This is a genomic window from Magnetospirillum sulfuroxidans, from assembly GCF_018224925.1.
Taxonomy (GTDB): domain Bacteria; phylum Pseudomonadota; class Alphaproteobacteria; order Rhodospirillales; family Magnetospirillaceae; genus Magnetospirillum; species Magnetospirillum sulfuroxidans.
The window spans coordinates 172,662-187,763 of record NZ_JAGTUF010000002.1; the positions used below are offsets into that span (position 1 = coordinate 172,662).

The 15,102-nt window shown below is 62.6% G+C and carries 14 protein-coding genes; 8 read left to right on the forward strand and 6 right to left on the reverse strand.

Annotated features, from left to right (window positions below):
* A complete protein-coding gene (gene nirD / locus KEC16_RS04755; RefSeq protein ID WP_211546527.1) occupies positions 1-336 on the forward strand; it encodes a nitrite reductase small subunit NirD in 336 nt (111 codons plus the stop codon).
* Positions 329-2,926, forward strand: coding sequence for a nitrate reductase (locus tag KEC16_RS04760; RefSeq protein ID WP_211546528.1), 2,598 nt, complete (start codon positions 329-331; stop codon positions 2,924-2,926). The genes nirD and KEC16_RS04760 overlap by 8 nt, the downstream gene beginning before the upstream one ends.
* A 38-nt stretch (positions 2,927-2,964) precedes the next feature.
* Here KEC16_RS04760 and KEC16_RS04765 read toward each other — a convergent pair whose 3' ends face one another.
* Both KEC16_RS04765 and KEC16_RS04770 read right to left on the reverse strand, forming a co-directional pair.
* Entirely contained in the window at positions 2,965-3,594 is a 630-nt protein-coding gene (locus tag KEC16_RS04765) for a TetR/AcrR family transcriptional regulator (protein WP_346344025.1), read from the reverse strand.
* A 111-nt stretch (positions 3,595-3,705) separates the two neighbouring features.
* The gene (locus tag KEC16_RS04770) at positions 3,706-3,954 is read right to left on the reverse strand and encodes a hypothetical protein (RefSeq protein ID WP_211546529.1); all 249 of its coding nucleotides are present in this window, start codon (positions 3,952-3,954) and stop codon (positions 3,706-3,708) included.
* Between the two features lie 189 nt (positions 3,955-4,143).
* Between KEC16_RS04770 and modD the strand changes: the two genes are divergently transcribed.
* Positions 4,144-4,974, forward strand: a complete 831-nt coding sequence (gene modD, locus KEC16_RS04775; protein ID WP_249208780.1) for a ModD protein — start codon at positions 4,144-4,146, stop codon at positions 4,972-4,974.
* Positions 4,975-5,046: 72 nt separating this feature from the next.
* On the opposite strand, the gene KEC16_RS04780 is transcribed toward modD, so the two are convergent.
* A complete protein-coding gene (locus KEC16_RS04780; protein WP_211546531.1) occupies positions 5,047-5,406 on the reverse strand; it encodes a nuclear transport factor 2 family protein in 360 nt (119 codons plus the stop codon).
* Positions 5,407-5,466: 60 nt separating this feature from the next.
* On the opposite strand from KEC16_RS04780, the gene KEC16_RS04785 reads away from it, so the two are divergent.
* Positions 5,467-5,808 (forward strand): winged helix-turn-helix transcriptional regulator, encoded by a 342-nt coding sequence (locus KEC16_RS04785; protein WP_211546532.1) that lies wholly within the window; start codon positions 5,467-5,469, stop codon positions 5,806-5,808.
* 130 nt (positions 5,809-5,938) lie between these two features.
* On the opposite strand, the gene KEC16_RS04790 is transcribed toward KEC16_RS04785, so the two are convergent.
* Both KEC16_RS04790 and KEC16_RS04795 read right to left on the reverse strand, forming a co-directional pair.
* Positions 5,939-6,580, reverse strand: coding sequence for a 3-oxoacid CoA-transferase subunit B (locus KEC16_RS04790; RefSeq protein ID WP_211546533.1), 642 nt, complete (start codon positions 6,578-6,580; stop codon positions 5,939-5,941).
* A gap of 13 nt (positions 6,581-6,593) precedes the next feature.
* On the reverse strand, positions 6,594-7,295 hold the full coding sequence (locus tag KEC16_RS04795) for a CoA transferase subunit A (protein WP_211546534.1): 702 nt from the start codon (positions 7,293-7,295) through the stop codon (positions 6,594-6,596).
* A gap of 250 nt (positions 7,296-7,545) precedes the next feature.
* Here KEC16_RS04795 and KEC16_RS04800 point away from each other — a divergent pair, with 250 nt between their 5' ends.
* The 3 genes from KEC16_RS04800 to KEC16_RS04810 all read left to right on the forward strand — a co-directional run bounded on the left by KEC16_RS04800 (position 7,546) and on the right by KEC16_RS04810 (position 8,949).
* On the forward strand, positions 7,546-7,926 hold the full coding sequence (locus KEC16_RS04800; protein ID WP_211546535.1) for a VOC family protein: 381 nt from the start codon (positions 7,546-7,548) through the stop codon (positions 7,924-7,926).
* Between the two features lie 20 nt (positions 7,927-7,946).
* Positions 7,947-8,630, forward strand: coding sequence for a helix-turn-helix transcriptional regulator (locus tag KEC16_RS04805; RefSeq protein WP_211546536.1), 684 nt, complete (start codon positions 7,947-7,949; stop codon positions 8,628-8,630).
* An 82-nt stretch (positions 8,631-8,712) separates the two neighbouring features.
* The gene (locus KEC16_RS04810; protein ID WP_211546537.1) at positions 8,713-8,949 is read left to right on the forward strand and encodes an FmdB family zinc ribbon protein; all 237 of its coding nucleotides are present in this window, start codon (positions 8,713-8,715) and stop codon (positions 8,947-8,949) included.
* Here the strand turns inward: KEC16_RS04810 and KEC16_RS04815 are convergent.
* Positions 8,930-11,536, reverse strand: coding sequence for an EAL domain-containing protein (locus KEC16_RS04815; RefSeq protein ID WP_211546538.1), 2,607 nt, complete (start codon positions 11,534-11,536; stop codon positions 8,930-8,932). The genes KEC16_RS04810 and KEC16_RS04815 overlap by 20 nt on opposite strands.
* A 201-nt stretch (positions 11,537-11,737) precedes the next feature.
* On the opposite strand from KEC16_RS04815, the gene KEC16_RS04820 reads away from it, so the two are divergent.
* Complete coding sequence (locus tag KEC16_RS04820; RefSeq protein ID WP_211546539.1) at positions 11,738-15,055, forward strand: transglutaminase family protein; 3,318 nt, start codon at positions 11,738-11,740, stop codon at positions 15,053-15,055.
* Positions 15,056-15,102 lie beyond the last annotated feature (47 nt).

A 15,102-nucleotide genomic window follows, 5' to 3' on the forward strand; every position in this document is an offset into this window, starting at 1 on the left:
ATGACCAACTGGATCGATATCGGCACCATCGCCGACATTCCCCGCCTGGGCGCCCGCACGGTGGAAACCGCGCTCGGGCAAGTGGCGGTGTTCCGCACCGCCGAGGACGAAGTCTTCGCCCTGATCAACAAATGCCCGCACAAGAACGGCCCCTTGTCGGAAGGCATCGTCATGGGCCGCAAGGTCGCCTGTCCGCTGCATAATTGGGTCATCGACCTCAATAGCGGACATGCCGACGCCCCCGATGAAGGCTGCACCACCCCTTTGGCCCTCAAAGACGAAGGCGGCCGCCTGCTGCTGGGCCTGGACGCCGTCGCCGCGGTGGCCCATGGCTGAGCCCATCCGCACCACCTGTCCCTATTGCGGCACCGGCTGTGGAATCATCGCCGAAAAGTCCGCCGCTGGCTGGGCGGTGCGGGGCGACCCGGAACACCCGGCCAATTATGGCCGACTGTGTTCCAAGGGCACCACCCTGGCCGACACCTTGGGCCTGGAAACCCGGCTGTTGCAGCCCGTGGTCGATGGCCGCCCCAGCGATTGGGACACCGCCATCACCGAGACGGCGGGGCGTATCCGCGCCGTCACCGATCTGCACGGCCCCGACGCCTTTGCCTTTTACCTGTCCGGTCAGTTGCTGACCGAGGATTATTACGCCGCCAACAAGCTGGCCAAGGGCTTCATCGGCACCGCCAATGTCGATACCAATTCACGCTTGTGCATGGCGTCCACCGTCGCCGGCCACCGCCGCGCCTTTGGCTCTGACACCGTCCCCGGCTGCTATGAAGACCTTGAACGCGCCGATCTGGTGGTTTTGGTCGGCTCGAATCTGGCGTGGTGCCATCCGGTCTTGTTCCAACGCCTGAAAAAAGCCCGTGACCTGCGCGGCACCAAGGTGGTGGTCATCGACCCCCGCCGCACCGATAGCTGCGACATCGCCGATCTGCATCTGCCATTGGCCCCCGGTTCGGACGTCGCCTTGTTCAATGGGCTGCTGGCCCATTGCGAGGCGGCGGGCGCGTTGGATTTCGCCTTTATCGACGCCCACACCACCGGTTTCAGCGAAACCTTGGCGGCGGCGCGGGCCGGCGATGTCGCCGTCACCGGCCTGGATCGCGGCAACCTGACCCGTTTCTTCGACCTGTTCGCCACCACCCGCAAGGTGGTCACCGTGTTTTCCCAGGGGGTCAACCAATCCTCGGCCGGCACCGACAAGGTCAGCGCCATCCTTAACGTTCATCTCGCCACCGGCCGCATCGGCCATACCGGCATGGGACCGTTCTCGGTCACCGGCCAGCCCAACGCCATGGGGGGGCGCGAAGTCGGCGGACTGGCCAACCAACTGGCCGCCCATATGGGTTTTGACCCGGTCAGCATCGACCGCGTCGGCCGCTTCTGGAAGGCGGCGAAAATGGCGACCTCCGAAGGGTTGAAGGCGGTCGAACTGTTCCGCGCCATTGACGCCGGCAAGGTCAAGGCCGTGTGGATCATGGCCACCAATCCGGCGGTCAGCCTGCCCGAAAGCGATCTGGTCCGCCGCGCCCTGGCCAAATGCCCGGTGGTTATCGTCTCGGATGGCGTCGCCGATACCGACACCTTGCGCTTTGCCCATATCAAACTGCCCGCCCATGCCTGGGGCGAAAAAAGCGGCACGGTGACCAATTCCGACCGCACCATTTCCCGGCAGGCGCCCTTCCTGTCCCCGGCCGGCGAGGCCCGCGCCAATTGGTGGGCGGTTGCGCAAGTGGCCCGCGTTCTTGGCCACGGCCAGGCTTTCGCCTGGCCAGGCCCCCAACAGGTGTTCGACGAATATGCCCGTCTGACCGGCTTCGAAAACGGCGGCAGCCGCGACCTTGATCTGTCCGAGGCCCTGAGCCTTGATTACGACCGCTTCCGTCCATTCCAGTGGGGCGGCAAGCGCATGTTCGGCGACGGCCGCTTTTATACCGCCGACGGCCGTGCCGTCTTGGTCCCGGTCAGCCATCGCCCGCCCAAGGAAAATCTCAGCCTTCGCTATCCGCTGCGCCTGAATACCGGGCGGTATCGCGACCACTGGCACACATTGACCCGAACCGCCCTGGCTCCCCGATTGTCGGGGCACCGGCCCGAGGCGCTGCTTGATATCCATCCCGACGACGCCGCCAAGGCGGGCCTGACCGACGGCGCCCTGGCCGTGATCCGCAGCCGTCTGGGCCAGATGATCGCCCGCGCCCGGCTGACGCAGGAACAACAGCCCGGCCACGTCTTTTTACCCATGCATTGGAACGATTGCTTCGCTGCCCAAGGATTGGTCGGCAGGCTATTGCCCGGTCATACCGATCCGCTATCGGGACAGCCGGAATCCAAGCATGCGGCGGTGCGGGTGACCCCTTTCGCCGCCACCTGGGCTGGGGCGTTGATCTGCGCGGCCCCGCCGCCGCTGACGCCGCCATGGTGGAGCCGCCATCGCCAAGGCCCGGCGCAAGTGGTGGAGATGGCCGGAACCGCGCCCGCGCAGATCGCCGCCCAACTCGACGCCCTGGACCAGCATTTCGGCCCCCATCGGCTGGAAATCGTCGATGCCGCCCGCGGCATCGCCCGCTATGCCTGGATCACCGATGGCAAATTGGTCGCGGCCTTGTTCATTGCCCCCGACCGGCCGGACATGGCCCGCGCTTGGGTCGCCGGACTGATCGGCACCTCCTTGGAGGACGGAAGCGAACGCACCGCCATCCTCGCCGGCAAGGCCCCTGGTGGCCAAGCCGACCAAGGCCCCATTATTTGCGCCTGCTTTTCCGTCGGGCTGCACACCATCCAGCGCCTGATCGCCAGCGGCCAGGTTTCCAGCGTCGCCGCTATCGGCGCGGCGCTGAAAGCCGGGACCGGTTGCGGTTCCTGCGTGGGTGAACTGAAAGGATTATTGGCGCGAAAGGAAACGGCCCTCGCCTGAACCGAAACCGGTCTCATCCCGCCCGGACAATGAACGGATCATGGCAAAGGACGGCCGGTCTCCGTGACGGGTGAACCGGCACAGAAAGTCCCGTCCTGCCATTGGCTGATCCATTGGGCCGCCTGAGCGGTCAAATGATCGGCGAACGCCGCGTCCAAGGGGCAGGAATGACGGATCAGGCGGAAATAGATGGGGCCGTACAAAAGGTCGGCGAGAAAAACCACCTTGTCGCGCTCGCCGCCCAAAATCTCCATCAATTCGCGGCATCGGGATTCGGCATGATTGACCAAGAAGCGCCGGCCGATTTCCGGCTGATATTGGGCTTCGGCCATTAATTGCCCAACCATGCGGCCGGTGGGACCGCTATAGACCTTGATCAGCCGGCGCATCTGGTTGGTGATGATCTCCACCGCCGAATGACCGCTTCGGTCGAAGGTGGCGTCTTGGCGCAATTCCTCGATGCAGGCATCCATCACCAGCTCGGCCTTGTTGTTCCACCAGCGATAGATGGTGGCCTTGGACACGCCGGCTTGCTTGGCAATGGCATCAATGGTCAGGTCGCGCAGATTGGACGTTTCAAACATCCGCCTCGCGGCCGACAAAATGGCTAATCGTGTGGCTTCGCAACGGGGCCGGCCCTGATGGCGAATCGGATCGGGAGCGTTCACGGGCGCAATTCCTTTGGCAATGGCTGATCATACGATAGCCCCAGCCGCGCCGCTACCCCCCTGCCCGAAGGGACCGCCCATCGGGAGGATATGGGCAGCCCCTTCCTGGGGTCAGCGGATAATCACGTGCGGGCCACTGTTGCTTTCATCGTGCAGAACCACAACGGCCGCGGTCGCGGTCGCGGTCGCGGCCGAACCGGTGGTCACCGGCTTGGCGCTTTCCACCTGAACCAGATGCGGGCCGCTATTGCCCTCATCATGCAGAACCAAGACGGTTTCAGAGGCCAGGGCCGGAGCAACGGCAAGGCCAGCCACAAGCGAAAGAGCCAAAGCGGATTGGGAGATGATACGAGCGTTCATGATATTAAGTCCTTGTTGGTGAAGGGAAAGAACGTTTGATGACGCTATATATAAAACGAAACGTTTCGTTTTTAAATAGGTTCATATTCCCATACCCTCCATGGACGCGGCCGTCATCCCCTGGACAAGCGGCGGACAGCGCGTTCTACTGGCTTTGCCGCCATGCCCCTTTCATCCCAAGGATCCGTCATGCGTCTTGCCGATTCCGTTTTGCAGACCTGGCTGGCCGAAGACGCCCCCTTCGGCGATTTGACCACCACCTCTTTGGCCATCGGTTCCGTTGCCGGCCGCATGCGCTTTGCCGCCCGCTCCGCCATGGTATTGGCCCTGGGGGCCGAAGCCGCCCGCCTGCTGGAACTGGCCGGGGCCAAGGTCGAAGTGATCGCCGGCGACGGCTCGCATCTGGCGGCCGGCGACGATATCTTGCTGGCCAAGGGCGATGCCGGCGCCCTGTTGCTGGGCTGGAAGGTGGCGCAAACGTTATTGGAAATGGCCTCGGGCATCGCCAGCGCCGCCGCCGCCCTTGTCGCCGCCGCCCACGCGGTCAATCCCAACATCACCGTCGCCTGTACCCGCAAGTCGTTTCCCGGTACCCGAGCGGTGGCGGTCAAGGCGATCTTGGCCGGCGGCGCCGTGCCGCATCGGCTGGGATTATCGGAAACCGTGCTGGTCTTTGCCGAACATCTGGCCTTTACCGGCCATCGTCCGCTTTCCGGGGTGATCGCCGAACTCAAGCGGCGTTGCCCGGAAAAGAAAGTGGTGATGGAAGTGGCCGATCTGCAAGCGGCGCTGAAAGCGGCCGAAGCCGGAGCAGATGTGTTGCAGCTGGAAAAATTCAGCCCTGAACAGGTGGCCGAAACCGCCCATGCCTTGTCCGATTGGGGCGGGACCCTGGCCGCCGCCGGCGGGGTCAATGCGGGCAACGCCGCGGCTTACGCCCGTGCCGGCGCCGGCGTTCTGGTGACGTCGTCGCCCTATTGGGCAGCGCCCAAGGATGTGGCGGTAACCATCAGCGCCTGATCACGCCACCGGCGAAGCCCGGAAAAATACCCCCCGCCTTGGTTCCCCGCAGGTCGTCCAAGGACAGCTCCATCACCGGATCTCCACCGATTGGATCAGATCACCGGCCATCCGAAAGACGTATTCCAGTTGAAGCGGGCTTCCCGGAAAGTTGCCGCTGACCTTGGTCGCCACCGTCACCCGCTCGTCCTGGGACTGAACCGCCATCGGCGCGACATGGTATTGGTATTTGCGCCGCGCCTCTTGCAACCAGGCCTGGACGGCCTGACATCCTTCATGGCTACGCCCTTCATCATGCGCAACGGCGTCGGCGGCAAGGATGTGCCGCAGGCCGGAAGAATCGCCGCCATTGCTGACATCGAAGAAAATAGAAACAGCACCGGGAAGATGAATACTCATGATCGCAACCTTCGGGCAAGGATTGATGATCATGAAGTTTCAACATAAAATCATTACTCCGCAAGAACGCACAAAAAAGTAAGTTACGCACCCATGCGCAAGCTCTATACCCCCACCACAGCAGCTTCCGACGTCGAAGCCACGATTAGACTTCTTGATGGGCGCTGGAAATTGATCATTTTGTTCCATCTTTTCGATGGAAAGGTGCAACGCTTTTCTGATTTCGAACGGCTGATCCCCGGCATCTCGCAGAAAATGCTGACCCAGCAATTGCGTCAGCTCGAGGCCGACGGCATCGTCGTCCGCAAGCTCTATCCGCAGATCCCCCCCAAGGTGGAATACCGCCTGACCGATTGGGGGCAGGCCCTGTGCCCAGCCTTGGACGCGTTATTGCAGTGGGCGGAACAGCGACACCCTCCCGGCGGCACGCCGTAATGAAAACCACGGCGAAACGCCGTAATGAAAACCACGGCGGCACGCCGTAATGAAAACCACGGCGGCACGCCGTAATGAAAAAGGCCGGGCGACAGCCCGGCCTTCGATCATGCGAAAGACAATCCGTGGATCAGGCGACCTTGAAATCAGCCTCGGTCTTGCTGCGCAATTCCTCGACGGTGACGCCATCAGCCATTTCCAGCAAGGTCATGCCGCCCTGACCATGCTTGTCGATGGCAAACACCGCCAGATCGGTGATGACCATGTCGACGACGGCAGCACCGGTCAGCGGCAGGTTGCAGGCCTTGAGCAGCTTCTTTTCGCCGTCCTTGGCGGTGTGTTCCATCACCACCACCACCTTCTTGACACCGGCGACCAGATCCATGGCGCCGCCCATGCCCTTGACCATCTTCCCCGGAATCATCCAATTGGCCAGATCGCCGTTTTCAGCCACCTGCATGGCCCCCAGGATCGACAGGTCGATATGACCGCCACGGATCATGGCGAAGCTGTCGGCCGAGGAAAAGAACGACGAGATCGGCAATTCGGTAATGGTCTGCTTGCCGGCATTGATCAGATCGGCGTCTTCGTCGCCTTCGAACGGAAACGGTCCCATGCCCAGCATGCCGTTTTCCGATTGAAGCGTGACTTCCATACCATCGGGAATGAAATTGGCAACCAAAGTGGGGATGCCGATGCCCAGGTTGACGTAAAAGCCATCCTGAAGTTCGCGGGCGGCACGAGCCGCCATTTCGTCACGAGTCCAAGCCATCGTTTTTTCCCCTTCAGACCCGCTTGCGCGTGGTGCGCTGTTCAATGCGCTTTTCGTAATTCGTGCCCAAGATGATGCGCTTCACATAGATACCGGGCGTATGGATGTGGTCGGGGTCGATTTCACCCGGCTTCACCAGATGTTCCACTTCCGCCACGGTGATCCTGCCGGCGGTGGCCATCATCGGGTTGAAATTACGCGCGGTCTTGCGATAGACCAGATTGCCTTCGCTATCGCCGGTCCACGCCTTGACGATGGACAGATCGGCGATCAGGCCGGTTTCCATCACATATTTTTCGCCATTGAATTCGCGCACTTCCTTGCCGTCGGCGACGACGGTGCCAACGCCGGTCTTGGTGAAGAAGGCGGGAATGCCGGCGCCGCCGGCCCGGATGCGCTCGGCCAGGGTGCCTTGCGGGTTGAATTCCAGCTCAAGCTGGCCCGACAAATATTGTTGGGCGAACAATTTGTTCTCGCCCACATAGGACGACACCATCTTCTTGATCTGGCCGTTGTCCAACAGACGCCCCAGGCCCCAGCCGTCAACGCCGCAATTGTTGGAGATAACCGTCAGGTCCTTGACCCCGGCTTCCTTGATCGCCTCGATCAGATTTTCGGGAATGCCGCACAGGCCAAAGCCGCCGGCCATGATGGTCATGCCGTCGCGCAACAGCCCGGCAAGGGCGCTCGTAGCGTCTGAATGGACTTTTCGCATGGTTTCCTTTGTCCGTTTTTTGGCGGCCGTGGCCGGCCCGCCTCCCTAAAGCGAACGGCTCACCCGTCCAGCTTGGTTCAGACCTTACCGCGAAGCCGAAGGCCGGAAAAGAGTCTCGGTGGACAAATTGGCAGTTCATGACCGAATTCAACCCGGCCGGCATCCTGCTGACACCACGCTGTCAGCAGGGCTTTGCTATGGTCTTGCTCATGGCGCGCCCCACCCCATGGCAACACAAAAGGAAACCATCATGCAAATCTCCGCCAATGTCTGCGTCTGGTTCGAAATTCCAGCCACCGATCTGGACCGGGCCCAGCATTTCTATCAGGCGATTTTCCCCCAGGCGATACGCCGCATGGCCTGCGACACCGCCGGCGACGTCATCGTCTTTGATGCCGAGGAGGGCGCGGTCAAGGGGGCCATCGTCAAGGCCGGCGATCACCATAAGCCCGGCGCCGCCTCGGTGGTCTATCTGAACGGCGGCGCCGACCTGGCCGAGCCGCTGTCGCGCGTCGAAGCGGCCGGCGGCAAGGTGCTTTTGGCCAAGACCGCCTTGCCGGCGCCGTGGGGCTTCATGGCCCATTTCGAAGATAGCGAAGGCAACACCGTCGGCCTACATTCGCTGGCCTAACCAACGGGAGAAACCGGGCCATGCGCAGGGCCGATCGTCTGTTTCAGATTTTACAAGCCCTGCGCGGCGGGCGGCTGACCACCGCCCGCCATCTCGCCCACCGGCTGGAGGTGTCGGAACGAACCATCTATCGCGACATCGCCCAATTGATCGCTTCGGGGGTGCCCATCGATGGCGCCGCCGGGGCCGGCTATATCCTGCGCGATGGCTTTGATATCCCGCCCTTGATGTTCGACCGCCACGAACTGGAGGCCCTGGTGATCGGCGCCCGCATGGTCCAGGCCTGGGCCGGCACCCAATTGGGCCGCGCCGCCAGCCAGGCCTTGGCTAAAATCGAAGCGGTCATCCCCGAAAACCTGCGCCCCGGCATGGAACAATCACGCCTGTTCGCCCCCGATTTCCGCTCGCCCCGGCAAACCCGCGCCAATCTTGACCATGTCCATGCCGCCACCTCGACCCGTCACCGCCTGAAATTCGACTATGTGCGCGAAGACGGCACCGCTTCAAGCCGGACCGTCCGGCCGTTGGGGCTGTTTTTCTGGGGGCATGTCTGGACCCTGGTGGCATGGTGCGACCTGCGCGATGATTTCCGCGCCTTCCGTCTGGACCGCATGAGCGCGGTCACGGTGACCGCGGATGCCTTCAGCGAAACCGCCGGCCAAAGCCTGAATGATTATCTGCTTCGGGTTCGCGGGCAAAAATGATGGCAAGGGCTCTTGCCTTCGCGCCCGCACAATGAGCTATACTAAGGCATCCGCCGTCACCCTTTCTTACCGCCGAGGAACCATGCCGCTGTATTCGTTTCAGTGCACGGCCTGCAAGGCCGAATTCGAAACCCTGGTGCGATCGTCGGACACGCCCGTCTGCCCCGAATGCGGCAGCGACAGGTTGGAACGCTTGATCGGCTCTCTGGCCCCCGCCGGCAAGGTCGACGGCCTGCTATCGGCGGGCCGGGCCCAGGCCGCGCGCGAAGGTCATTTCAGCAATTATTCCAAATCCGAGCTCAAGCGTCGGAAGAAATAGCCCCGTCCAGGATGGTTTTTTCAAAGCGCAAGGCGGTCATCGGCCGACCATACAGATAGCCCTGGGCCTGATCGCAGCCGTGATCGCGCAGGAAGATTCCGGCGGCCTCGTCCTCGACCCCTTCGGCGATGACCGTCAGGTTCAGGCTATGGGCCATCTGGATGATCGCCCGAGTGATGGCGGCGCTATCATTGTCGGTGTGGACGTCGCGGATAAACGACTGGTCGATCTTCAGCTTATCGACGGCGAAACGCTTGAGATAGGCCATGCTGGAATAACCGGTGCCGAAATCGTCGATGGACAATTGCACGCCCATGCGGCCCAACCGCCGGGCCATGTCCATCACCGCTTCGTGATCTTGGATCATGATCGATTCGGTCAGTTCCAGTTCCAGCGCGGCGGGGTCAAGGCCACTTTCGGCCAAGGCCTCGCCCACCGCCTTTTCCAGATCGCCGCGACGGAATTGCAGGGCCGACAGATTGACCGCCATGGTCAATTTGTGGCCTTGCGCCTGCCACAGCGCCGCTTGCCGACAGGCTTCGCGCAAGACCCAATCGCCCATGGGCACGATCAGGCCGCTATCTTCGGCCACCGGGATGAACTCACCGGGCAGCACCAGACCACGTTCGGGATGATTCCAGCGGATCAACGCCTCGGCGCCGATCAGCGTCCCGCCATTCAACGAGACTTGAGGCTGGTAATGCAGTTCGAACTCGCCGCGTTCCAGCGCCCGATGCAAGCCGCTGCGCAACGCCAGATGAGCCACGGCCTCGACATTCATGCGGGCGGCAAAGAACCGATAGGTTGATCGGCCACTTTGCTTGGCGTGGTACATGGCGGTATCGGCCTTTTTCAACAGCGTGTCGAAATCGTCGCCGTCATCGGGGTAAAGGGCGATCCCCATGGACAGGGATGAATTGATGTCCTGATCGTCGATGAACAGCGGCGCCGTCATCACCTTTTGGATTTTCTCGGCCACCTCGACCACCGCGTCGGCATCGCGCGGATTATTAAGAACAATGATGAATTCATCGCCGCCCAGGCGGGCGATGGTGTCGCTTTCGCGCACGCATTGGCGCAACCGCTTGGCCACATCCTTCAACAGCCGGTCCCCAGCCGCATGACCCAGCGAATCATTGACCGTCTTGAACTGATCAAGATCGATGAACAGCAGGGCCATCCGCCGATTTTCCCGCTCGGCCAGGGTGATGGCCTGCTCCACCCGATCCTGAAGCAGCAAGCGATTGGGCAGTTCGGTCAACGGATCATGATGGGCAAGGAATTCCAGCCGCGCCTGCGCCACCTTGCGTTCCGAGATATCGCGCACCACCACCAGCAAACGGTCCTGACCATCGCTGAGGCTGGCACGGCGGATCGCCACTTCGGCCCAGAACAATTCGCCGTCCCAGCTGCGCGCCAACCATTCGAATTGCTGCGGCATTCCCGCCGTCGCCGCCCGCATCCAGCCCTCGGCCTCGGTCTGACCATAGGGCGGACGCCCTTCGCTGATCCGCTCAAGGGGGATGGATTCCACCGCGACATCCCCGACGCGATACATCTCGCGCATGCGGCGATTGACCATCAGCAGGCGGCCGCTCTCGACCTCGTGAATAAAGATGGCGTCGTTGACATTGTCGAAGATGGTCCGGAACCGTCCCTCGCTTTCCGCCAGTTCATTCATTGCCTGGGTCAGGCTGGCGGTCTTGCGCGCCACCTGCCGGCGCAGCAGCCAGTTCCACCCCAACAGAACCAGCGCCAGCGCCGAACCGCCAAGGACATACATTCCCAAGCTGCGCCAGATTTCGGCCTGCAAACGGCCATTGACGGAAGAGCCGAACCAGCGTTCCTCGATGACCGCGCGCTCACGCGGGCTGATCTGTTCGAACCCCTGACGCACCAGCGCCAGCAGCGCCGGCCGGTCCTTGCTGACCGCCCAATGGAACTGGCCGGAATAGAGCGTCTGCGTCTGCCGCAACACGTCTTGAACACCGGTCTTGTACATCAGGTACAGAGCCGGCGGTCGATCGATGCAGGCAACCAATGTTTCACGCGCCGCCAAGGCCTCGACCACCGCGTCATAGCTGGGATAAGGGCGGATAGAGGTGATCCCCCGCCCTTTCAGCCAATCAATGCAAGCGTCGCCGGCCTTGACGCCGACGGTGAAGCCACGCAGGGAATTGGCATCGACGATTCCCGACAAATCCCGATGAAAGAAGATGGAAACGTCGATGGTGGCGTGTGGCGCCGAGAAAGACAGGGTTTTCTCGCGCGCTTCGGTGCGGAACAAGGTGTCGATGACATCCGCCTTGCCCTCGGCCATCCGCCGTTGCGCCTGCCCCCAATCCATGCCTTGCAGATCCACGGCGATGCCGGTTCGTTCCGACCACAAGGCCCAGACATCCTTGAGGATGCCCTGAAGCTGGCCCGCCTGATCGCGGAAGATGTAAGGCGGATAATTGTCGTCGATGACCACGGTGATGCTTTGCCGCGCGCCATCCTCATCGTTTTGGCTTTGGGCCTGAAGCGGCCCCCAGCCCAGGAAAACCGCCAGCACCGCCGCCGCGCAAGCGCGAACAAACCATCTCAAAGCAAGACCATGGCGTCGTGCCGGCTCTTCCATTGCGTCATGGTGCCGGATTCGCCATACGGTTGACAAGCGGCATGGTCAGGCGAATCCCTGCGTACATATTGAGCATCCCGTTATGCGCCTATTTTTTAGGCCATATCCCAGATCCCTGTGCTAGGGTGTCCCGAACCATTTTAGTCTTCGCCGCGTATCCGAGGGATCATGGGCATTCACGTCAAGCTGCGTCATTCCACCGTTTATCATTACGACCGTCCGGTCGCCCTTTCCCCCCAGATCGTCCGCCTTCGCCCGGCCCCGCATTCGCGCACGCCGGTATTGTCCTATTCGCTGGATGTGCGGCCCAAGGGGCATTTCATCAACTGGCAGCAAGACCCGCAGGGCAACTGGTTGGCCCGGCTGGTGTTTCCGGAAAAGGTGACGGAATTCATCGTCGACGTCGATCTGGTCGCCGATATGTCCATCGTCAATCCGTTCGATTTCTTTTTGGAAGAATCGGCGGAGAACTTTCCCTTCACCTATCCCCCCGAATTGGATCACGAGCTGCGCCCGTTCCTGCTCAAGGAAGACGCTGGACCGCTGCTCAAGGCCTATGTGCAATCCATTCCCACCGCGCCGATGCAGACCACCAACTTTTTGGTGGCGCTGAACCAGCGCCTGCAAAACGACATCAGCTATACCATCCGCATGGAACCCGGCGTACAGACGCCGGAACAAACCTTGGGATTGCGCACCGGCTCGTGCCGCGATTCGGCTTGGCTGCTGGTGCAGATCCTGCGGCATCTGGGCTTGGCCGCCCGCTTCGTTTCCGGCTATCTGGTCCAACTGGTCCCCGACATCAAGTCGCTGGATGGCCCGGCCGGGGCAAAAGAGGATTTCACCGATCTCCACGCCTGGACCGAGGTTTATCTGCCCGGCGCCGGCTGGATCGGCCTGGACCCGACCTCGGGCCTGCTGACCGGCGAGGGCCATATTCCATTGGCCGCCTCGCCCGATCCGACCTCGGCGGCGCCGATTACCGGGGCGGTGGAAAAGTGCACGGTCAGCTTCGAACACATCATGGACGTGACCCGGATTCTTGAAACCCCGCGCGTCACCAAACCCTATTCCGAGGAACAATGGCAGGCGGTGCTGGCTTTGGGCGACAAGGTCGACCTGCGCCTGCAAGCCGGCGACGTGCGCCTGACCCAGGGCGGCGAGCCCACTTTCGTTTCGGCGCTGGATATGGATAGCGACGAATGGAATACCGACGCCGTCGGCCCGACCAAGCGCAGCTATGCCGATTCCCTGATCCGCCGTCTGCGTGACCGCGTCGCCCCCAACGCCATGATCACCCACGGCCAGGGCAAATGGTATCCGGGCGAAAGCTTGCCGCGCTGGGCCTTTGCCCTGACCTGGCGCGAGGATGGCGAACCGGTCTGGCATCGGGCCGAGCTGATCGCCCAGGAAGGCGACAGCGCCAATCCCAGCATCGAGACCTCGGCGGCCTTTACCGCCTTGTTGGCGGAAAAGCTGGATACCGATCCGCAATTCGCCCTGCCGGCCTATGAAGACGCCGCCTATTACCTGATGCGCGAACAAAACCTGCCGGTCAACGTCACCCCCGACGACACCCGGCTGGCCGATCCAGAGGAACGCGCCCGACTGGCCCGCGTCTTCCGCCACGGCCTGGGCAACGCCATCGGCCATGTGCTGCCGCTGCAACCGTGGCAGGCGCGGGACGGACACCGCTGGATCACCGGGCCCTGGCCGACCCGCGACGGCCGTCTGGTCAGCATCCCCGGCGATTCGCCTTTGGGCTTCCGCCTGCCGCTGGAAAGCCTGCCGTTCATCGCCCCCGAGGATTATCCGTTCCACGTCGAACGCGACCCGTTCGAGCAACGCCCGCCCTTGCCTTTGCGGCAACGGGCGATGACCAGCCGGGCGCCGGCCGAGCCGGCCGATGCCCGCGTCATCCCGCAGACCGCCGGCAAACCCCATGCCTTGCGCAAGACCGCCAAGGGCATGGTGTCGGAATCTGTGCGCACCGCCTTGTGCGTGCAGCCGCGCGAAGGCCATTTGTGCGTGTTCCTGCCGCCGCTGGAGACCGCCGAGCAATATCTGGATCTGATCGAAGCCATCGAGGATAGCGCCGCCGCTCTGAACCAGCCGGTGCGCATTGAAGGGTATCCCGCCCCCACCGATCACCGCCTCAAGACCATCAAGGTCACCCCTGACCCCGGCGTCATCGAGGTCAACGTCACCCCGGTGACCCATTGGCGGGAACTGGTGCACGATACAGAAACCCTGTACGAGGAAGCGCATCTGACCCGTCTGGGCACGGAAAAGTTCATGATCGACGGCCGCCATGTCGGCACCGGCGGCGGCAATCACATGGTCTTGGGCGGGGCCACCCCGGCCGACAGCCCGTTCCTGCGCCGCCCCGATCTGCTGGGAAGCCTGATCCGCTTTTGGCAGAACCATCCCAGCCTGTCCTATCTGTTCTCGGGCCTGTTCATCGGCCCGACCAGTCAACATCCGCGCATCGACGAAGCCCGCGACGATTCCCTGTACGAGCTGGAAATCGCCTTGTCGCAATTGCCCGGCCCCGGCGCCTCGTGTCCGCCGTGGCTGGTCGATCGCATCTTGCGCAACGTTCTGGTTGACGCCACCGGCAACACCCACCGCACCGAAATCTGTATCGACAAGCTGTATTCCCCCGACGGCCCCACCGGCCGGCTGGGACTGGTCGAATTCCGCGCCTTCGAAATGCCGCCCCATGCCCGCATGAGCCTGGTGCAGCAATTGCTGCTGCGCGCGCTGATTTCCGCCTTCTGGGACCAGCCTTATACCGCCCCGATCATCCGCTGGGGCAGCGCCTTGCGCGACCGCTTCATGCTGCCGCACTGGATCGCCCACGACCTTGACGACGTGGTCGCCTATCTCGGCGGTCAAGGCATCGCCTTCGACCGCGCCTGGTTCGCCCCCCATCTGGAATTCCGCTTTCCGGTGGTTGGCGAAATCAATCACCAAGGCATCCGCCTGGAAATCCGCAATGCCTTGGAACCCTGGCATGTCATGGGCGAGGAGCCCGGAGCCGGCGGGACCGTGCGCTATGTGGATTCGTCGGTGGAGCGCTTGCAGGTCAAGGCCTCCAACCTGTTGGGCGAACGCTATAAGGTCGCCTGCAACGGCGTTATCGTGCCCTTGGCCGATACCGGCACCTGTGGCCAGGGAATTGCCGGGATACGCTATCGGGCATGGTTGCCGGCCTCGTGCCTGCACCCCACCATCGGCGTGCATTCGCCCCTGGTCTTCGACCTGATCGACACCTGGACCGGTCAGGCGGTGGCCGGCTGCACCCATCATGTGGCCCATGCCGGTGGCCGCAATTACTCGACCTTCCCGGTGAATTCGTACGAGGCCGAGGCCCGTCGACGCGCTCGCTTCTTCCCCTTTGGTCATTCCCATGGCAGGGTGGCCGCCAATCCGGGACGTATTCACCCCGACTATCCCAACACCTTGGACCTTAGGTTGCAGTAGGGGAGGCAAAGATCAAGCGTCGACAAACCGACTGGCAGAACGCCGGG

Coding starts and splice junctions, on each gene's coding strand:
- nirD (WP_211546527.1), top strand. CDS start 1: ATGACCAACTGGATCGATATCGGCACCATCGCCGACATTCCCCGCCTG.
- KEC16_RS04760 (WP_211546528.1), top strand. CDS start 329: ATGGCTGAGCCCATCCGCACCACCTGTCCCTATTGCGGCACCGGCTGT.
- KEC16_RS04770 (WP_211546529.1), bottom strand. CDS start 3,954: ATGAACGCTCGTATCATCTCCCAATCCGCTTTGGCTCTTTCGCTTGTG.
- modD (WP_249208780.1), top strand. CDS start 4,144: ATGCGTCTTGCCGATTCCGTTTTGCAGACCTGGCTGGCCGAAGACGCC.
- KEC16_RS04780 (WP_211546531.1), bottom strand. CDS start 5,406: ATGATCATCAATCCTTGCCCGAAGGTTGCGATCATGAGTATTCATCTT.
- KEC16_RS04785 (WP_211546532.1), top strand. CDS start 5,467: ATGCGCAAGCTCTATACCCCCACCACAGCAGCTTCCGACGTCGAAGCC.
- KEC16_RS04790 (WP_211546533.1), bottom strand. CDS start 6,580: ATGGCTTGGACTCGTGACGAAATGGCGGCTCGTGCCGCCCGCGAACTT.
- KEC16_RS04795 (WP_211546534.1), bottom strand. CDS start 7,295: ATGCGAAAAGTCCATTCAGACGCTACGAGCGCCCTTGCCGGGCTGTTG.
- KEC16_RS04800 (WP_211546535.1), top strand. CDS start 7,546: ATGCAAATCTCCGCCAATGTCTGCGTCTGGTTCGAAATTCCAGCCACC.
- KEC16_RS04805 (WP_211546536.1), top strand. CDS start 7,947: ATGCGCAGGGCCGATCGTCTGTTTCAGATTTTACAAGCCCTGCGCGGC.
- KEC16_RS04810 (WP_211546537.1), top strand. CDS start 8,713: ATGCCGCTGTATTCGTTTCAGTGCACGGCCTGCAAGGCCGAATTCGAA.
- KEC16_RS04820 (WP_211546539.1), top strand. CDS start 11,738: ATGGGCATTCACGTCAAGCTGCGTCATTCCACCGTTTATCATTACGAC.